Annotated in this window: 18 protein-coding genes; 14 read left to right on the plus strand and 4 right to left on the minus strand. The window is 44.8% G+C overall.

Features of this window, described 5'->3' with window-relative positions; genetic code table 11:
• The first annotated feature begins 239 nt into the window (after positions 1-239).
• Positions 240-1313, plus strand: coding sequence for an SGNH/GDSL hydrolase family protein (locus VOA_RS07685; RefSeq protein ID WP_000476634.1), 1074 nt, complete (start codon positions 240-242; stop codon positions 1311-1313).
• Positions 1314-1384: 71 nt separating this feature from the next.
• Here VOA_RS07685 and gcvP read toward each other — a convergent pair whose 3' ends face one another.
• From gcvP to VOA_RS07670, 3 genes are all read right to left on the minus strand, one after another.
• Positions 1385-4249 carry an aminomethyl-transferring glycine dehydrogenase gene (gene gcvP / locus VOA_RS07680; RefSeq protein WP_000137688.1) on the minus strand — a complete coding sequence of 955 codons (2865 nt, stop codon included), beginning with the start codon at positions 4247-4249 and terminating at the stop codon, positions 1385-1387.
• A gap of 143 nt (positions 4250-4392) precedes the next feature.
• Entirely contained in the window at positions 4393-4773 is a 381-nt protein-coding gene (gene gcvH / locus VOA_RS07675; protein ID WP_000361813.1) for a glycine cleavage system protein GcvH, read from the minus strand.
• A 36-nt stretch (positions 4774-4809) separates the two neighbouring features.
• Positions 4810-6117, minus strand: a complete 1308-nt coding sequence (locus VOA_RS07670; RefSeq protein WP_000993289.1) for a serine hydroxymethyltransferase — start codon at positions 6115-6117, stop codon at positions 4810-4812.
• 516 nt (positions 6118-6633) lie between these two features.
• Between VOA_RS07670 and VOA_RS07665 the strand changes: the two genes are divergently transcribed.
• From VOA_RS07665 to rplT, 6 genes are all read left to right on the plus strand, one after another.
• Positions 6634-7257, plus strand: coding sequence for a helix-turn-helix domain-containing protein (locus tag VOA_RS07665; protein ID WP_001287805.1), 624 nt, complete (start codon positions 6634-6636; stop codon positions 7255-7257).
• A 243-nt stretch (positions 7258-7500) separates the two neighbouring features.
• On the plus strand, positions 7501-8631 hold the full coding sequence (gcvT, locus tag VOA_RS07660) for a glycine cleavage system aminomethyltransferase GcvT (RefSeq protein ID WP_000139221.1): 1131 nt from the start codon (positions 7501-7503) through the stop codon (positions 8629-8631).
• A gap of 293 nt (positions 8632-8924) precedes the next feature.
• Positions 8925-10853 carry a threonine--tRNA ligase gene (thrS, locus tag VOA_RS07655; RefSeq protein WP_001121777.1) on the plus strand — a complete coding sequence of 643 codons (1929 nt, stop codon included), beginning with the start codon at positions 8925-8927 and terminating at the stop codon, positions 10851-10853.
• A 3-nt stretch (positions 10854-10856) separates the two neighbouring features.
• Positions 10857-11408, plus strand: coding sequence for a translation initiation factor IF-3 (gene infC, locus VOA_RS07650; protein WP_080478870.1), 552 nt, complete (start codon positions 10857-10859; stop codon positions 11406-11408).
• A 105-nt stretch (positions 11409-11513) separates the two neighbouring features.
• The gene (gene rpmI, locus VOA_RS07645) at positions 11514-11708 is read left to right on the plus strand and encodes a 50S ribosomal protein L35 (protein ID WP_001885060.1); all 195 of its coding nucleotides are present in this window, start codon (positions 11514-11516) and stop codon (positions 11706-11708) included.
• Positions 11709-11749: 41 nt separating this feature from the next.
• Positions 11750-12103, plus strand: coding sequence for a 50S ribosomal protein L20 (gene rplT / locus VOA_RS07640; protein ID WP_001138366.1), 354 nt, complete (start codon positions 11750-11752; stop codon positions 12101-12103).
• Between the two features lie 80 nt (positions 12104-12183).
• Here the strand turns inward: rplT and intIA are convergent, their stop codons facing one another.
• Complete coding sequence (intIA, locus tag VOA_RS07635) at positions 12184-13146, minus strand: integron integrase IntIA (RefSeq protein WP_000841989.1); 963 nt, start codon at positions 13144-13146, stop codon at positions 12184-12186.
• Between the two features lie 717 nt (positions 13147-13863).
• Here intIA and VOA_RS07630 point away from each other — a divergent pair.
• From VOA_RS07630 to VOA_RS0118045, 7 genes are all read left to right on the plus strand, one after another.
• Positions 13864-14682 (plus strand): hypothetical protein, encoded by an 819-nt coding sequence (locus VOA_RS07630; protein WP_000065247.1) that lies wholly within the window; start codon positions 13864-13866, stop codon positions 14680-14682.
• A 261-nt stretch (positions 14683-14943) separates the two neighbouring features.
• Positions 14944-15147 carry a hypothetical protein gene (locus VOA_RS07625; protein ID WP_001933740.1) on the plus strand — a complete coding sequence of 68 codons (204 nt, stop codon included), beginning with the start codon at positions 14944-14946 and terminating at the stop codon, positions 15145-15147.
• A 155-nt stretch (positions 15148-15302) separates the two neighbouring features.
• Entirely contained in the window at positions 15303-16421 is a 1119-nt protein-coding gene (locus tag VOA_RS07620; RefSeq protein WP_001233056.1) for a hypothetical protein, read from the plus strand.
• A 149-nt stretch (positions 16422-16570) separates the two neighbouring features.
• Positions 16571-16930 carry a hypothetical protein gene (locus tag VOA_RS0118030; protein ID WP_001001002.1) on the plus strand — a complete coding sequence of 120 codons (360 nt, stop codon included), beginning with the start codon at positions 16571-16573 and terminating at the stop codon, positions 16928-16930.
• Positions 16931-16980: 50 nt separating this feature from the next.
• Positions 16981-17319: a hypothetical protein gene (locus VOA_RS0118035; protein WP_000612321.1), complete on the plus strand. Its 339-nt coding sequence runs from the start codon at positions 16981-16983 to the stop codon at positions 17317-17319.
• A gap of 154 nt (positions 17320-17473) precedes the next feature.
• Positions 17474-17851, plus strand: coding sequence for a Rap1a/Tai family immunity protein (locus VOA_RS0118040; protein ID WP_000737637.1), 378 nt, complete (start codon positions 17474-17476; stop codon positions 17849-17851).
• A 286-nt stretch (positions 17852-18137) separates the two neighbouring features.
• Positions 18138-18374 (plus strand): DUF3709 domain-containing protein, encoded by a 237-nt coding sequence (locus VOA_RS0118045; protein WP_076008619.1) that lies wholly within the window; start codon positions 18138-18140, stop codon positions 18372-18374.
• Positions 18375-18446: the final 72 nt, after the last annotated feature.

Genomic DNA, 18446 nt, shown 5'->3' on the forward strand with positions numbered 1-18446 from the left:
TTTGAAAATGTTCACTGATTAACGATGAAGTAGAGCCAAAAATCCTGCAATGGAACTGTATTCACAGCGTGGTTTCTTGAGAAGTCTGACCCAAATTTCCTATTTCACTCCCACAATCATTTCAATGATCAGTCTTTATTGATGTGTTGTTGAACAACCTTGTTCAGCAACCAAAAATCACCTGCCTAATTGGGCAACGAGGCGAGCCTCTGTAGATAAAACACAATAAAGGAAGATTTATGTTTAAGCGACTTAGTTGTCTTGGTGCACTGCTGGTCAGTGCCACGAGTATGGCCGATACGGTTCCTGCAACCCATTACGCATTGCAGTATGAAGGGCGGCATATCAATGATTACGCAGCCGGAACGGTAAAAATGAACTGGCCTGGCAGCAGTGTTAAAACCCGTTTAGTGGGGACTGAACTCTCCGTTTCTTTACTTGGTAAGGGTGACCGATTTGATGTGTTGGTGGATGGTCAACTACATCAAACCATAGTGACGAATGTAGGGAATACACCCCAAACCTTTACGCTTTATCAACAGGCACAGCCCAATCCTGTGGTTATCGAATTGGTGAAACGCACAGAAAATTACACAGAACTCAGCCAATTTATTTCTTTTGATTATCAAGGTTACCTCGAAGGTGATTGGAATAGCGAACCGCACATTTTGTTTATTGGTGACTCGATCAGTGCTGGGTTTGCCAGTGAATCCAACAAGCGCGACTGTACTTATGATGAAATTGTAGCGACTTCCAATGCTCGACTGGCCTTCCCCTACAAAACTAGCCAAGCACTACAAGCGAGCATGACTCAAATTTCCTTTTCTGGGTTAGGCTTGGTGCGTAACTGGAATGGTAATCAGTCTTACCATTCCCTTGCGAATTATCTTGACAAACCAGCCGCTATTTACGGATTGTCTGCGGATTTTGAAGATAAACATCCGGATCTGATTGTGATTGAAGTGGGTACCAATGATTTCAGTACGCCTCCTCAGCCTCATGAACCGTGGACGACGGTGGAAGAAGTGAAAAACGCGTGGGTGAATAAAATGGTCGATGTCGTGACTGCACTTCGTCATCGTTACGGTACGACTAATATCGTACTCATGCCAAGACCGGACTACCCTTATTACCAAATAAATCCAGCCACCGCAGAGGCAATTGCATTGCTAAACCAAGCAGGGCAAAAGGGAGTGTACAGCATGAACTTTGTCTCTCCATTTGAAGGATGTATTTGGCACCCGACGGCAACAGAGCATCAAGCCATTGCTGATCAACTGGCCAACTTCATTACTGAAAATCAGCTACTTTGATTCAAAAGTTTGTTGAGGAAATAAATAAAAAGGCGAGCACTCTGGCTCGCCTTTACTAAACGGATTAGCGATTAGTCTTGATAGCTGTCAATGCTTGGGCATGAACAGACGAGGTTACGGTCGCCGTACACGTTATCGACACGGTTCACCGTTGGCCAGTATTTGCTGGCTTTGGTGTGTGCCGATGGGAAGCAGGCGATTTCACGTGAGTATGGACGCTCCCACTTCTCTTCGCGCAGATCCGCTTGGGTATGCGGCGCATGCACTAGAGGGTTGCTTTCAAGCGGCCATTCGCCATTTTTCACTTTGTCGATCTCGCCACGAATCGCAATCAATGCATCACAGAAGCGATCCAGCTCCGCCAAATCTTCCGATTCTGTTGGCTCAACCATTAAGGTGCCCGCGACTGGGAATGACATAGTTGGCGCGTGGAAGCCGTAGTCCATCAAGCGTTTGGCAATATCTTCTTCGCTGATCCCTGTTTCTTCTTTCAGAGGACGAATATCGATGATGCACTCGTGCGCCACTCGACCATTCGCACCACGGTAAAGAATTGGGTAGTGCGGACGCAGACGCTCCATCACATAGTTGGCATTCAAAATCGCGATCTTGGTGGCTTCAGCCAGACCTTCTGCACCCATCATCGCAATGTAAGCCCAAGAGATCGGCAGAATGGATGCGCTGCCAAGATCGGCTGCGGAAACCGCGAAATCAGAACCCTCTACGCCACCTTCAATGTGTCCTGGCAGGAAAGGCGCTAGGTGCGATTTCACACCGATAGGTCCCATGCCTGGGCCGCCGCCGCCGTGTGGAATACAGAAGGTTTTGTGCAAGTTCAGGTGTGATACGTCTGAGCCGATAAAGCCCGGCGAGGTCAGCCCCACTTGCGCGTTCATGTTCGCACCATCGAGGTAAACTTGCCCACCTGCTGCATGCACCATTTCACACACTTCACGCACTTGCTGTTCATACACGCCATGCGTTGAAGGGTAGGTGATCATGATGCTGGAAAGATGGTCTTTGTGCTTTTCAATCTTGTCTGCAAGGTCAACCATATCAATGTTGCCGTTTTCATCGCATTTCACCACCACGACTTTCATCGACACCATTGCCGCTGTGGCTGGGTTAGTGCCGTGTGCCGAGCTTGGAATTAGGCAAACATTGCGGTGGCCTTCGCCACGGCTTTGGTGATAACGCTGAATCGCAATCAAACCAGCATATTCGCCGGAAGCTCCTGAGTTGGGTTGCAATGAAAAAGCATCGTACCCTGTGATTTCACACAGTTTTTGTTTCAGGTCTTCAGCCAATGCCGCATAGCCCGCAGCTTGTGCTTTTGGTACAAACGGATGCAGTGCGCCAAACTCAGGCCAAGTGACAGGGATCATCTCCGCCGTGGCGTTGAGCTTCATGGTGCAACTGCCCAGTGGGATCATGCCGTGAGTCAGAGAAAAATCTTTGTTTTCCAGATGCTTCATATAACGCAGCATCTGAGTTTCACTGTGGTGCGTGTTAAACACAGGGTGAGTCAAAAACGCGCTTTGGCGACGGCAACTTTCTGGAATCGCTGCGAGCTCATTGGCAGCAATGCTGTTTGAAAGCGCATAAACATCTTCTTTAATGCCAAAGATGGCAAATAGTGCTTCAACGTCTGCCACTGTCGTGGTTTCATCAAAGCTCACGCCAAGCTGATTAGGTAGCTTACGCAGGTTGATATCTGCTTGTTGCGCAGCTTGGTACAGAGCATCGGTTTTTGCACCAGTATTGATCGCTAGCGTATCAAAGAAATGCTGATGCGCCAGCTCGTAACCCGCTTTGGTTAAGCCAGCTGCAAGAATCGCAGTGAGGTGATGAGTGCGGCGCGCAATGGTACGCAGACCTTGTGGACCATGGTACACCGCATAAAACGCAGCCATGTTGGCCAGCAGCGCTTGTGCGGTACAGATGTTGGAGGTCGCTTTTTCACGGCGAATGTGTTGCTCACGGGTTTGCATTGCCATACGTAAGGCTTGATTGCCTTTCGCATCAATCGAAACACCGATCACACGTCCCGGCATGGTGCGTTTGTGCGCATCACGTGTTGCCATGAAAGCCGCGTGTGGGCCGCCATAACCCATAGGTACACCAAAGCGCTGAGCAGAACCAATTACGACATCTGCGCCCATTTCACCCGCAGGTTTGAGCAGCACGCTGGCAAGTAAATCGGTCGCCACGGTGACTAAGGTTTTGTTGGCTTGTGCTTTGGCGATGATGTCAGTCAGATCGCGCACTTCACCGGTTGTACCCGGGTATTGCAGCAGTGCGCCAAAAGCTTCTTGTTGAGTGATGTTGTCAATCGAATCGACTTTCACCTCAAAGCCAAGGAATGCGGCGCGTGTTTTCACCACTTCAATGGTTTGTGGATGCACGTCATCGGCAACAAAGAACAGGTTGCTTTTGCTCTTGCCTGCGCGTTGACACAGTGCCATCGCTTCTGCCGCTGCTGTCGCTTCATCGAGCAGTGACGCGTTAGCAATTTCCATCGCGTTTAAATCCATCACCATCTGCTGATAGTTAAGCAGCGATTCAAGACGGCCTTGCGAGATTTCTGGCTGATAAGGGGTGTAAGCGGTGTACCAGCCCGGGTTCTCCATCACGTTACGTAAAATGACGTTGGGCGTGAAGGTGTTGTAGTAACCCTGACCGATGAAAGTACGTTTAATCTGGTTAAGTTTGGCGAACGATTTCATCGTTGCCAGCATATCAGCTTCGCTTTGAGCGGGCGCGAGCTGCATTGGCGCTTCTAAACGGATTTGTGCAGGCACGGTTTGGGCGATCAGCGCATCCAAACTTTCCGCATTCACCGTTTTAAGCATGGTGGCTTGTTCTTGTTTATCCGGCCCGTTGTGGCGTGCAACGAACTCATTTTGTGTGCTTAGGCTGTGAAGTAATTCTGTCATTGTCCTTTACCTTCTTTCCATGTGAGCATGCGAACAACCTTGGTGGAATCACCACTCACTTGGCGATCAAACATCACTCATTTGCGGTGAGTGACTTTGAAAAAAAGCCGCCCTGAAGGGCAGCTTTCTCATGCATATTGTGCTTAGTCTTCTTCGATTGAAGCTAGGTACTCTTCCGCGTCTTTTAGATCTTTGAGTTCATCAGGATCTGACATTTTCACTTTGACGATCCAACCGCCATCGTAAGGCTCTTCATTAATCAGCTCTGGGCTGTTTTGCAGCTCTTCGTTGACTTCAATCACCACGCCAGTCACTGGGGCGTAGATGTCAGAAGCGGCTTTCACCGACTCAACCAGTGAAAAGCTGTCACCCGCATCAATTTCGGCATCGATTTCAGGTAACTCTACAAACACTACGTCACCGAGCATTTCTTGGGCGTGCTCAGAGATGCCGATGGTTACTGTACCGTCACCGTTGTCGCGAACCCATTCATGGCTTTCTGTGAACTTCAGTGTCTTGTCCATTGCGTATTCTCCAAAAAATATCGTACTGATAAAAAGCTATTGATAGAGCGGGAAGCGTTGGCACAGTGCTTTCACTTGTTTACGCACTTGTTGCTCAACGTCTGGGTTGCCTTCTGGGCTGGCCACCAAACCATCCAGAACGTCCCCAATCCACTCACCGATGAGTTTGAATTCTTCACGACCGAAACCACGGCTGGTTCCAGCAGGCGTACCTAAACGAATGCCCGATGTAATCATAGGCTTCTCTTCGTCAAATGGGATGCCATTTTTGTTACACGTGATCCCGGCACGCTCTAAGGCTTGTTCAACTTGGTTGCCTTTCAAACCTTTAGGTCTAAGATCGACCAACATGAGATGCGTATCCGTTCCGCCAGTCACAATGTCACATCCGCGAGTTTGCAATACTTCGGCCAGCACTTTTGCGTTATCGATCACCGAATCAATATAAGTGCGGAATTCAGGGCCGAGCGCTTCACCAAATGCCACTGCTTTAGCGGCGATCACGTGCATCAGTGGACCACCTTGTAAACCGGGGAACACAGCAGAATTAATCTTTTTGTTGATCTCTTCGTGGTTGGTTAAAATCATGCCGCCGCGCGGGCCACGTAGAGTTTTGTGTGTGGTAGTGGTGACGACATGAGCATGCGGCAGCGGGCTTGGATGTGCACCGGTAGCCACCAGACCAGCAATGTGCGCCATATCGACCATTAACAGCGCGCCAACTTCGTCAGCAATCGCGCGAAATTGAGCAAAATCGATAGTGCGAGGAATCGCACTGCCGCCTGCGATGATCATTTTGGGTTTGTGTTCTAACGCCAGTGCGCGAACCGCATCGTAGTTAATTTCGAGAGTTTGACGATCCACTCCGTATTGCACCGCATTGAACCATTTACCTGAAAGAGCAGGGCGCGCACCATGGGTGAGATGACCGCCTGCATCTAGCGACATACCCATAATGGTATCGCCCGGTTGCAGCAGAGCAAGCATCACAGCGCCATTGGCTTGAGCGCCTGAGTGTGGTTGAACGTTTGCGTATTGACACTGAAAAAGCATTTTGGCGCGTTCGATAGCAATCTGCTCAACGCTGTCAACATGCTCACAACCGCCGTAGTAACGACGGCCCGGATAACCTTCGGCGTATTTGTTAGTCAGGCAAGTGCCTTGCGCCTGCATTACGGCTTTAGAGACGATGTTTTCAGAGGCAATCAGTTCGATCTGTTCATTTTGGCGGGTGTATTCAGCTTGAATGGCGGCAAATACCGCATCATTGGTTGCCGCCAGCGGAGTAGAGAAGAAGTTCTCAAGGCTAACGTTGGGATAAGCTTTGTTTAGATTTGCATTCATAGTAGATGGCCTTCCAATCTGATAACCGCACGAATATGGGTGGGTTATCGCTCCTTTTTCTGATCGCGATACTCATCGCGATCGGCTGAGTCATTCCTAATCTAGATTGCCCTAAACCTTGGCAATCTATCCCCTTCCTACTTGAATCTGCAGCGGTGTTGGCTGCATTCTTTCACCCCAATCACATAGTCTATCTATGTTCATGGGGATTCACTCACTTGCCGCCTAGCTGCAATTCCAAGTAGTTTGGGTATAACCCCAATGCGCGGGATCGAAAACTCGCGGAAATTGACTGGTCATTCAGCCTAAAGCAGCGAGTGATTGCATCTCTTCATCTAACAAGTCGGTAACATACTCTTTGCTTGCAGAACAATCAATCAAAAATTTCCTATAGGAAACACGGTTTCTGATCTGCTTAACAAAAGTACTTTTATTTCTCTGTGTACTCTTTAATCAACAAATCGCTTCATGCCACAATGCTTGGTAGACAGGAAGTTTTATAACCAGAGGGAAAGCATGTCAGAAGACATTTATGATGAGTACCCATCCATTACTTTGGCGCGCGAATCGGGCGAGCAAGGCATCGAGCCTCTCAAGCTGGGTCAGCGGATCAAAGACATTCGCACGCGATTAGGCATCACGCTTGAAAAGGCGAGTCAGCGTACTGGACTCGCTCGCTCTACACTGAGCAAAATTGAAAACGAGCAGATTTCGCCCACCTTTCAGGCTATGCAAAAATTGGCGCATGGCTTGCAGATTGACATGCCACAACTCTTTGAGCCACCAAAGAAAATTGTGGCGACAGGGCGGCGTGATATTACCCGTAAAGAAGCAGGAAAACCGCACCCAACCCAAACCTATGAACATGAATTGCTCGCGACTCAGCTTTCTAACAAAAAGATGATGCCGTTCAAAAGCCGTGTGCGGGCTAGAGCGTTTGAAGAGTACAGCGACTGGGTGCGTCACGATGGTGAAGAGTTTCTGCTGATCCTCGAAGGTGAAGTGATGTTCTACAGCGAATTTTATGAGCCGGTAAATCTGGTGGAAGGGGACAGTGTGTATTACGACGCCAACATGGGACACATGCTGGTTTCGGTGAGTGAAGAAGATGCGCTGATCCTCTGGGTCACCGCAAGATAGTGAGTTTCCTATCCGAAACATCCGCGTATAACAACCCAAGACGTGGAGTGTATTGGTGGTGGTTTTGGATAACCATTCCTTAACAATGTTGTTAACTGTGATGGTGAGCACTGTTTTAATTTGGTGAATCCTCTAAAACGGGCTCGGCTTGTTTATTATCGGAAACATAGTTTCCTCACTAAAGGAATCTTGCCACGGTAGATTGCGCCAAAAGCGCAGCTTTGGCTTATATGGAGAACAAGAATGACTGAACAACACGAAACCTTACTGACGACACCGCTACATGCGCTACACATTGAAGTTGGCGCAAAGATGGTGCCTTTTGCGGGCTACGATATGCCAGTTCAATACGCCCTTGGGGTGAAAAAAGAGCATATACACACCCGTGAAGCAGCCGGTCTGTTTGATGTTTCCCACATGGGGCAACTGCGTTTGTACGGTGCTCAAGCGGCTGCCGCATTAGAAAGCTTGGTTCCGGTTGATATTATTGATCTCCCTGCTGGCAAACAGCGTTATGCGTTTTTCACCAATGCCCAAGGTGGCATTATGGATGATTTGATGGTGGCCAATATGGGGGATCATCTGTTTGTGGTGGTGAACGCGGCGTGTAAAGCGCAAGACATTGCGCATCTAAAAGCGCATCTGCCTGCGGATGTTGAGATGGAAGTGATTGAAGATCGCGCTCTGCTAGCGCTGCAAGGTCCGAAAGCCGCGCAAGTGCTCGCACGTTTGCAACCTGCCGTTGCCAAGATGCTGTTTATGGATGTTCAACTCCTTGAGATCGATGGTGCAGAATGCATTGTCAGTCGCAGTGGCTACACCGGTGAAGATGGCTACGAAATCTCAGTGCCTGCAGATAAAGCGGCGGCACTGGCTCGTAAACTGACGGATTTTGAAGAAGTGGAGTGGATAGGCCTTGGTGCGCGCGACTCACTGCGTTTGGAGTGTGGTTTGTGTCTCTATGGACACGATCTCGACCCAACCACAACGCCAGTCGAAGCAAGCTTGCTGTGGGCTATTCAGCCAGTTCGCCGCAAAGGTGGCACGCGTGAGGGCGGCTTCCCCGGTGCAGAGATCATTCTCAGCCAGATTGAAACCAAACAAGTCAGCCGTAAACGCGTGGGTTTGGTAGGACAAACCAAAGCGCCAGTACGCGAGGGCACTGAACTGTTTGATGCGCAGGGCAACAAAATTGGTGTTGTGACCAGTGGAACTGCAGGCCCAACGGCCGACAAACCAGTTTCAATGGCTTATGTCAGCACTGAACATGCCGCTTTAGGCGGTGAAGTGTTTGCTGACGTGCGCGGGAAGATGCTGCCAATGACTGTCGAAAAAATGCCTTTTGTGCCTCAGCGTTATTATCGCGGAGCATAATCTAATCAGTGTCGTTCCTATGAATAGCGCTTATTAACAAAGGAAGGGAAACCTTCCTTTGTGCTTTTTGAAACCTAGGTTTACAGCCTGAGCTAACCGAGAAAGCGGTTGTCATTTCAGCTTATTGGTTTATGATGCTGCAACGTACTTAAGCTGGTGCATCCGTATTTGCGCCAAAATTTGTACCGAATTTTTTGAACTCGTTACGCCGCTATTTATTACAGAATGAATTTAAAGCGTAATTTTTTCACACAAGTGTTGCTTGGTGTGCAACACCACTGTAAGGATAATACATGCCTATTATTACTCTTCCTGACGGTAGTCAGCGTCATTTTGACAACCCAGTATCTACTCTCGAAGTTGCCCAATCTATCGGCCCTGGTCTTGCGAAAGCCACTATTGCTGGTCGTGTGAATGGTGCTCGCGTTGATGCTTGCGATCTGATTGAACACGATGCCAGCCTAGAAATTATCACGACTAAAGATGAAGTCGATGGTTTGGAAATCGTACGTCACTCATGTGCGCACTTGCTTGGTCATGCCCTGAAGCAACTTTACCCGAATGCGAAAATGGCGATCGGTCCAACCATCGACAGCGGTTTTTACTACGACATCGATCTTGAGCAGTCTCTCTCTCAAGACGATCTTGAGAAAATCGAAGCTCGCATGGTTGAGTTAGCAAAAACCAAATACGCGGTTGTCAAAAAGAAAGTGAGCTGGCAGGAAGCGCGCGATACCTTTGAATCGCGTGGCGAAAGCTACAAAATCGAAATTCTTGATGAAAACGTGGCGCGTGATGATCGTCCAGGTCTTTACCATCACGAAGAATACATCGACATGTGTCGTGGTCCACACGTACCGCACATGGGCTTTTGTCAAAACTTCAAATTGCTGAACATTGCGGGTGCATACTGGCGCGGTAACAGCGATAACAAAATGCTGCAACGTATCTACGGTACAGCATTCCATGATAAGAAAGCTCTGCAAGCGCATTTAACTCGCCTTGAAGAAGCTGCAAAGCGTGACCACCGTAAAATCGGTAAGCAACTTGATCTGTTCCATATGCAGCAAGAAGCGCCGGGCATGGTATTCTGGCACCACAACGGTTGGTCAGTCTTCCGTGATCTGGAAATCTTTATTCGCCAAAAATTGAACGAATACGGTTACCAAGAAGTAAAAGGTCCATTAATGATGGATCGCGTGCTTTGGGAACGTTCAGGTCACTGGGATAAATACGCTGATGCGATGTTCACCACTTCATCTGAAAACCGTGAATACGCGATCAAGCCGATGAACTGCCCTGGTCACATCCAGATTTTCAACCAAGGTCTGAAATCTTACCGTGATCTTCCACTGCGCATGGCAGAGTTTGGTTCATGTCATCGTAACGAGCCATCAGGTTCACTACACGGCATCATGCGTGTGCGTGGATTTACTCAAGATGACGCTCATATCTTCTGTACTGAAGACCAAATTCAGCAAGAAGTAACATCGTGCATCAAGATGGTGTATGACACCTACACGACTTTTGGTTTCCAAAACATCGTGGTGAAGCTGTCTACTCGCCCAGAAAAGCGCGTAGGTAGCGATGAAATTTGGGATAAATCAGAACAAGCGCTGATCGATTCTCTGAAGGCAATGGAAATTCCATTTGAAATTCAGGAAGGCGAAGGTGCGTTCTATGGTCCGAAAATTGAGTTTACACTCTATGACTGTTTAGATCGTGCGTGGCAATGTGGTACAGTGCAGCTCGATTTCAACTTGCCTACACGTTTAGGTGCCACTTATGTTGGTGAAAGCAATGAACGCTTAATTCCGGTGATGATCCACCGTGCGATTTTGGGTTCACTTGAACGCTTCATCGGTATTCTTATTGAAGAATACGCAGGATTTTTCCCAACGTGGTTGGCACCAGAGCAGGCTGTTGTTGTAAATATCACGGATAAACAAGCCGACTATGCTCATGAAGTCGCTCAAAAGCTACAAAAATGTGGAATTCGAGCAAAAGCAGACTTGAGAAATGAGAAAATAGGCTTTAAAATCCGCGAACACACTTTGAAGCGTGTGCCGTACATGTTGGTTTGTGGCGACCAAGAAATGGAAGCAGGCGAAATCGCAGTACGTACACGTAAAGGTAAAGATCTTGGTAAATTTAAATTGGATGATTTTATTAAACATATCCAAGCTGAGATTGTAAGCCGTAAGCTTAATCTGGAGGAATAAACTATTAAAGGCGGAAGACGTGGCCAAGTTCCGGTCAAGCAAAACCAGCATCGTTTAAACGGTGAAATTCGTGGCGTTCGTGAAGTTCGTTTAACTGGCGCAGACGGTGAGTCTGTAGGTGTCGTTTCGATCCAAGAAGCACTGGCTACAGCAGAAGAATCTGGTTTGGATCTCGTTGAGATTAGCCCTAACGCCGAGCCACCAGTCTGTCGTGTGATGGACTATGGCAAGTTCCTCTTTGAGAAGAGCAAGGCTACAAAAGAGCAGAAGAAGAAGCAAAAGCAGATCCAGATTAAGGAACTTAAATTCCGTCCTGGAACTGATATCGGAGACTATCAGGTAAAACTACGCAACCTGATCCGTTTCCTTGAAGAAGGCAACAAAGTGAAAGTAACTATTCGCTTCCGTGGCCGAGAGATGGCTCACCAAGACATCGGTGTAGACGTTTTGAATCGACTGAAAGAAGACACTGACGAATTCGCAGTGGTTGAATCTTTCCCGACCAAAATTGAAGCACGCCAGATGATCATGGTGTTAGCCCCTAAAAAGAAGTAATTAACGGCATTACAAGTAATGAACCTAGCCGTTGAAAGGCGGCTCTGGGTTTTATTCGCCCTAATTACACTGTTATTTAACTACTACAATGCGGAGTTATTCATCATGCCTAAGATGAAAAACAACAAAGGTGCTGCTAAGCGTTTCAAGAAAACTGCTGGTGGTATTAAGTACAAGCACGCTACTAAACGTCACATTCTGACTAAGCGTACTACTAAGAACAAGCGTCAGCTGCGTCCAAACGCCATTCTGCCTAAGTGCGAACTGGCTGCTGTAGCACGTATGCTTCCATACGCTTAATTCTTTTTAGTTTAATATTCGTTTAGTTTAGGAGAGACATAATGCCTCGCGTAAAACGTGGTGTACAAGCTCGTGCACGTCATAAGAAAGTTTTAAAACAAGCTAAAGGTTACTACGGTGCACGTTCACGTGTTTATCGTGTAGCGTTCCAAGCAGTTATTAAAGCTGGTCAATACGCTTACCGTGACCGTCGCGCTAAGAAACGTCAATTCCGTCAACTGTGGATTGCACGTATCAATGCAGCGGCTCGTCAAAATGGTCTGTCTTACAGCCGTTTCATCAACGGTCTGAAGAAAGCATCTATCGAGATCGATCGTAAGATCCTTGCTGATATCGCAGTATTCGACAAAGCAGCGTTCGCTGTTCTAGTTGAAAAGGCGAAAGGCGCTCTGTAATAGCGTGTTATGTAAGAAAGGGGAGCATTTATGCTCCCTTTTTTCTATCTGAAATTTAAGTATTTCTCAAGGTACTTATGCTACAGGCGTGATAATGGGCTTAATACACCGCTTGCACCTCTATCAAGAACGTGCGTATAAATCTGCGTTGTTTTCACATCGGTATGACCCAATTGTTCTTGTACGGTACGTATATCAGCCCCCACTTCAAGCAAATGGGTCGCAAATGAATGTCTAAGAGTATGGCAAGTGACGGTTTTCTCAATGCCAGCCTCTTGCGCAGATCTTCTTACCGTTTTTTGTAGTACCGTTTCATTCATATGATGTCGGCGCATCACATCGGATTCCGGATCTAGAGATAACTGAAAGGACGGAAAAAGATAGTGCCAACGAAATTCATAAGGTGCATTTGGGTATTTTTCTTTTAAGGCTGTTGGCAACCAAACCCCGCCGTAATTTTTCTGGTGCAGATCTCTATCGTAATAGCGCTTTGCCAAAGCAATTTGCTCTTTAAGATGGGGATAGAGTTCTTTCGCTAAAGTGACAGTACGATTTTTTCCACCTTTGCCTTGCCATATTCTGATAGCACCATAATCAAAATCGATATCCTGGACCCTTAAACGAATACACTCCATCAACCGTAAGCCAGAACCGTAGAGCAACTTTGCAGGTAGCTGATACTTAGGATCAACGACATCAAGTAAGCATCGAATTTCATCCCTAGTCAGAACAACAGGTAATTTTCGTTCTAGTTGTGATCGTTGAAAGCGGATCTCAAGAGAAAGGGGTGTTTTCAGAATTTCTTTGTATAGAAAACTGAGTGAGTTCAAGGCCAGTGATTGAGTCTTTGTGGCTACTTTACCTTGCACGGCTAAGTCGGTTAAAAATTCTTCGACCTCTTTATCTCCCATTAAGCTAGGGTGCTTTTTATTATGAAAATGGATGTAACGAGTGATCCAATGAAGGTAAGCTTCTATGGTTTTTTTGGCATAGTATCGAGTTTGCATAAATTCGCGAACACTTAACAAAAACTGGGATTTCATATAGTTCTCACTGAATATTCATCTGGTTATTTATACAGTATTTGTTGGTTGTTTTTATGTCAAGAGGCTATACAGACATCAGCAATCTATAAGCTGAGATTTTTGAATGGTGTGATGCTCAACATACTGATTTAGAAGGTTGTTATGATAGTATGCGTCCAGTGGTCTATTAATTAGATAGCGGTAGCCTGCTTGCTGATAAGGTGAGAAGCTGCCTAGAAAGCGTTATGTTTAGTCACGTAAAATCAGTTGGTTGCATCTTTTCTTTGCTTTCTCAGCTTTCTAATTTTGGTCTTGTCGGCAAGTTACGTTTAGTGGTCGCTGTTTTCTGGACTCCAATTCGTGGGCGCTAAAAATTCAGAGAGTTGCCTCATTAAAGTTCAGTGCGTTTGTGAGTCGAATGAAGCGATGTTAGTTTCAACGTTTGAGCACCAGCTTTCGGTTTCTCACGCTAAAATCTCAATGTCAGTACAATCAAATTTATGAGTTAATTCAGCTTTTTAGCTTCTAGTTTTGGTTTTCAAAGATAAGTCGAGTTAAGCTCTTGGTATCGTAAAACTTAACCGTTCGAGTCTTAAACATAACAAGGCGTTTAAGAGGGATTCATGCCGCGTGGCATTTTTGGTATGCGGTGGTTTTTGGTGGTGAAAGTTGTTTGCAGAAAGTTGGTTTATGCGGCATTCACCCCTTAACGCAGCGTTAAATGGTTAGGAAACAATGTCGAATATAATAGAAATAGATTTTTCAAAAAAGTTAGAGATAACAATTGATAATAAGCTTCCAGTCGGGCTAGAAGATCTTTCCATGTCTTTGTTATCGTTCAACAGGCAGTTCCATAAATTCGTGGAGTCCGAGACCGATGCGTTAACAGATGTTGGTTCGGAATTACTGATTAAAGAAGTAAGAAAAGGTTCAATTATTGTAGAGCTAGTTTCACAGGCGGCGCCTATAGTTCCATTAATTTGGGAGGGTGGCTCGTTAGCTCAATGGGCAAGTGTAGTTCAGAGCACTTGTAACTGGTTATTAGGTAAAACTAATCACCCCCCCAAAGATATGACCAAACAAGATTTGCAAGAGTGGAACAAAATTGTAGAGCCAATCGCTAAAGACCATGGTTCGCAAATGAACATTAATGTTTCAGATGGTGGTCAGGTTATCAATCAGTTCATACTCAATTCCACTGAAGCAGCTGCAATTCAAAATCGTATTTGTCGCTTGGTTGAAGATATGGATACTCCACAAGAGAATAAGCACCTTAAAAAGGTAATGTATTGGTATCAAACCAAATTTGACCCTAATTCAGACACTGGTAACAAAGCTATTATCGATGATATATCAAAGTCAGCTTTAAAAGTTATCTTTGAAAACAACGCATTAAAAGAAGCTATGTTGCACCCTGATCCATCTTTAGGTAAACCTTGGCAAGAGCTTGCATTTGTCGTTGATGTTGAGGTTCAAACCGTAAGAGGTAAGCCTAAAATGTACAATGTCCTCAACTATTACCCTGAATACACATTTGACCCTGACGAGGAATAACCATTTAACAAACGCTTCAAGTGGGACAGCCAACGCGCGGCATTTTTACTATGCGTTGGTTTTTGTGATTACGGTGTTATGCCGGAAGTTAGTAGTAGCGTTGTCTGCCCCTTAAGCGGGCGTTAGGCATTAATCGTTCGACTATCAAATTTAGCTGATACAATGCCCTTATTATTCAAAGTAGTAGAGTTTTTAAGTATGGACATAGGCAAGTTAACGCGAAAAGAACTGATAGAGTTAAATCATAGGATCGTAGCTCGTTTGGAGCATCTGGATGAACTTGAAGTTCAAGCCAAAAGGCAAGAGTTCATACTTGGTTCGCCGGCGCAGTTTGTCGATGATAAAGGCACTATTCAGCTATGTGTTGTCGTTAAGTTCAATAAGAAGTCAGTATCGGTGTCAACAGCAAATGGTGAGCGTTGGAACATTCCAGCAGAACGATTACAACCGTTGGCAAATGCCTAACAAACGCCTCAAGCGGGACTGTCAACGCGTGGCGTTTCCAGTCCCATTGAGCTGCGGTGGTTATGGTTGTTGTGTTTGAGTTTAGTGGTAATGCGTTGCCAGCCCCTTAGGCGGGCGTTAGCTTACATATCAAAACTAGCAAATAAGGATACAAAGTGAGGAAAGTAGCTTATTACCTTCCAAATTTACATTTGGAGAGTAACATTAATTTAGGGGAATTTAGGCTCATTAAGGCGAGTACTTTTGAGGATAAAGATACTTTAATTGATCCTAACGTATTTGGTGATATCAATGGAACTTTAATTGAAGTAGGTGATTTTTCTACAGGAGATAGTTTTTCTTCAGATGTAGATGAGTCAATTTATAGGGAGCTAGAACTGATAAAATTTTCATATTTTTTTGCTTCTGTTTCGAATCACTTTGACTTTGTTTCTAACGATACATTTGAAGTTTTACGAGTTATTGAAAACAGCAAAAATCCTTCATTCGAGCACAAGGTTAGATTTAGTAATGGTGTTGATTCATATTTAATGCCTCTCGATAAGTATTTTAACTCTAAGGCATTAAGTGGTAGTTTTGGTTGTGTGTCTGTTTCCGATTTTAATCTTAAGTGTTACCAAATTATTAAGCAGTTGCCTATTTCAGATGATGATTTAATGATAATTACCATCTTTAATAAAACAAGGAATTTGTACACAAGCTTTGATTTCTTAGATAGAGTTCTGTTTGCAAGAATAGCGGTCGAAAAACTAGCGAAAAAATTAGAATGGAAACTACCTAAAGTTACACAAAGCTTTATTGAAGTAGCGATAGATTTCGTACAAAAGAATAAAGGTGATAATCAAGACATATCCGTATTTTATTCTGAACATGTTCTTGAAAAGAAAGAACAGATAAGAGTGAATATTGAACAATATCTGGAGGATTTAAAAGATGCGCGCCATGCTTTAGCTCATGCTGGTGAGCAAGATAATAGCTATGAGAATATTAGTTTCTTTATGGCATGGTTTCCAGTTGCATTTCTACTTTCCTTTGAACATAAAGATTCAAACGAGGAACTGGCTTTCAGGACAATTTTCCTATTGGCTGCTTCAAGTGTTAATTTAAAAAAGTGGCAGGAAAGAGACATTACCTCGTTAAGGGCAAAACGTACGATTCTTGAAATGTATGAACATAATTCAAGAGTGATCCCTGTATTTGCATCTCGAGGTGAAAATGAAATTATCAAAAATCACCTAATAGGACTAGCGAATGCTGTGAATAATGTAAGCTAACAATCTGTTTAAGAGTGATTCGCAACGCGTGGCACTTTTGCTATGCGTTGTGTTTGGTGTTTAAGGTGGTGTGCGGAAGCAACGGTATTGCGTTGCTCACACCTTAACATGGCGTTATGCATCCAGTCGTTTTAAAGGAGAAAAAAGGTATGAATGATTACAAAGTTTGTTCATTTGAGAGTAATGGAACTAGAGCATATCTAGTGCTAGATGTGGTTGCCGATGTAGAAAAGCAACAAGCCCAACTACAAGGTTTTAAAAGCGATGGTAGTTGTTTACCATTTCCTCTCTTTTTTACAGTTAAGTTTTCCGCAGAAGAACTTTTAAATGAAGCATTTTTAGATGGAACTAATTATGTAAAAGAGATAGAAGGATGGCAAGGAGAGGAACGCAAGGAAACACTAGATTCTATCGCATCGAATGTTTTTCTGATGGGGTTCATAAAAGAACATTGTAAGTCGGATAAACTAGCTAAAGATATAGACCTCTTATTGCGTGCAAATGCATAGAGAGTTATTCATGAGAGCACCTTATGCGGTGTTAAAATAAAGAGAAGACAATGATTCCAATTCAAGAAATAGATATCTATTCAGATAATAATATTAAAATATCGGCACATATAATTGTCCCAAACAGTAGTCAAGTAAGCGCTGAAATAAGTATTTATGACCCACTTCATAACAACTTGTACAGTGCATACCAACCGATAGGTCAATTTACATCTGCATCGGATGCTTTTGATGCAATTTTAACTACGAGCGACAAATACATAACCAAATCTAGCGGTACAATTGTAAAGATTAACAATCCTTGTAACACCGAGTTTTTAGATAAAGTAGCTCAACAAAGTATTGTTGCATCAAAATCGATTACTGTTAACGTCGAGGTTAATGCATAACAAACTGTTTAAGAGTGATTCGCAACGCGTGGCATTTTTACTATGCGTTGCGTTTTTGTGTTTAAGGTGTTCTGCGGAGGCTTTGGTATTGCGTTGCTCACACCTTAACAGGGCGTTAGCCTAAGCCTAAATTAGAATTGACTAGGTAGAAATTATGAAAAAATTAGTCTTAGTATTCCTGATATTATTCTCTACTAACGCTGCAGCTGGCGATGGACGCTATTTATTAGAAAATTGCAGGGAAGCACAAAAACTATGGAATGGTGCACTGGGGGATAAAAGCAAAGGTATGTACTGTATAGGTATGTTAAATGGTTTAGTTGCTGCTATGGTAATTACTGCCAATTCAACTGATTCGCAGACTGCAAAATTGATAGGTGTATGTCTATCTGATGGCTCGGGTCGATTTATTCCAACAGGCGAAGCGATTAACTCTGTAGTGAAATTCCTTACTGATAACCCAGGCCGCCTCGATGAACCAGATTTCGCTTTGGCAATGAAATCGCTACAAGCTGAGTATCCATGCAAATAGCTTTAGTTATTAGGCTAACAAACGCCTCAAGAGGGACTGTCAACGCGTGGCGTTTCCAGTCCCATTGAGCCGCGGTGGTTTCGGTTGTTGTGGTTGAGTTTAGTGTTATGCGTTGCCAGCCCCTTAGGCGGGCGTTATGCTTAATCCATAAAAATCAGCAGGCTGTGATTGTCGATTCCTTTGGCATTTCGTTCAGATTTGGTCGGCAATTCAATATTGTTTTTCGCTGCCTAATGAAGCAGCAATGTATCTGGCGCTGTAAATTCTGAGTGATTGCCTCATTGGAATGTTGAGTCTGCGTGTGGTGAATGTTGCTGGCTCAAGTCGTTTTGAGCAGTTTGGTGCCTTTACTTATGGGCTTAAAGTCTGTCAGCAATTGGGCATTGTTTTTCGCTGCCTAATGAAACGGCAATGTGTCTGTCGCTGTAAATTTCAGTGTTATTGCCTCATTGATTTGTCGTGCCCATGCGTGGTGAGTGAGTTTGTCGGAGAGGTTTTCTACATTGGCCTAGTTGCTAAATGAAAGCCTGCATTGGTTAGTTCATAGGTAAAATTTGAGTCAGTTCTAACTCAAGGAATTCGAAGTTTGGTTAAT

Source organism: Vibrio sp. RC586, from assembly GCF_000176715.1.
Lineage (GTDB): Bacteria > Pseudomonadota > Gammaproteobacteria > Enterobacterales > Vibrionaceae > Vibrio.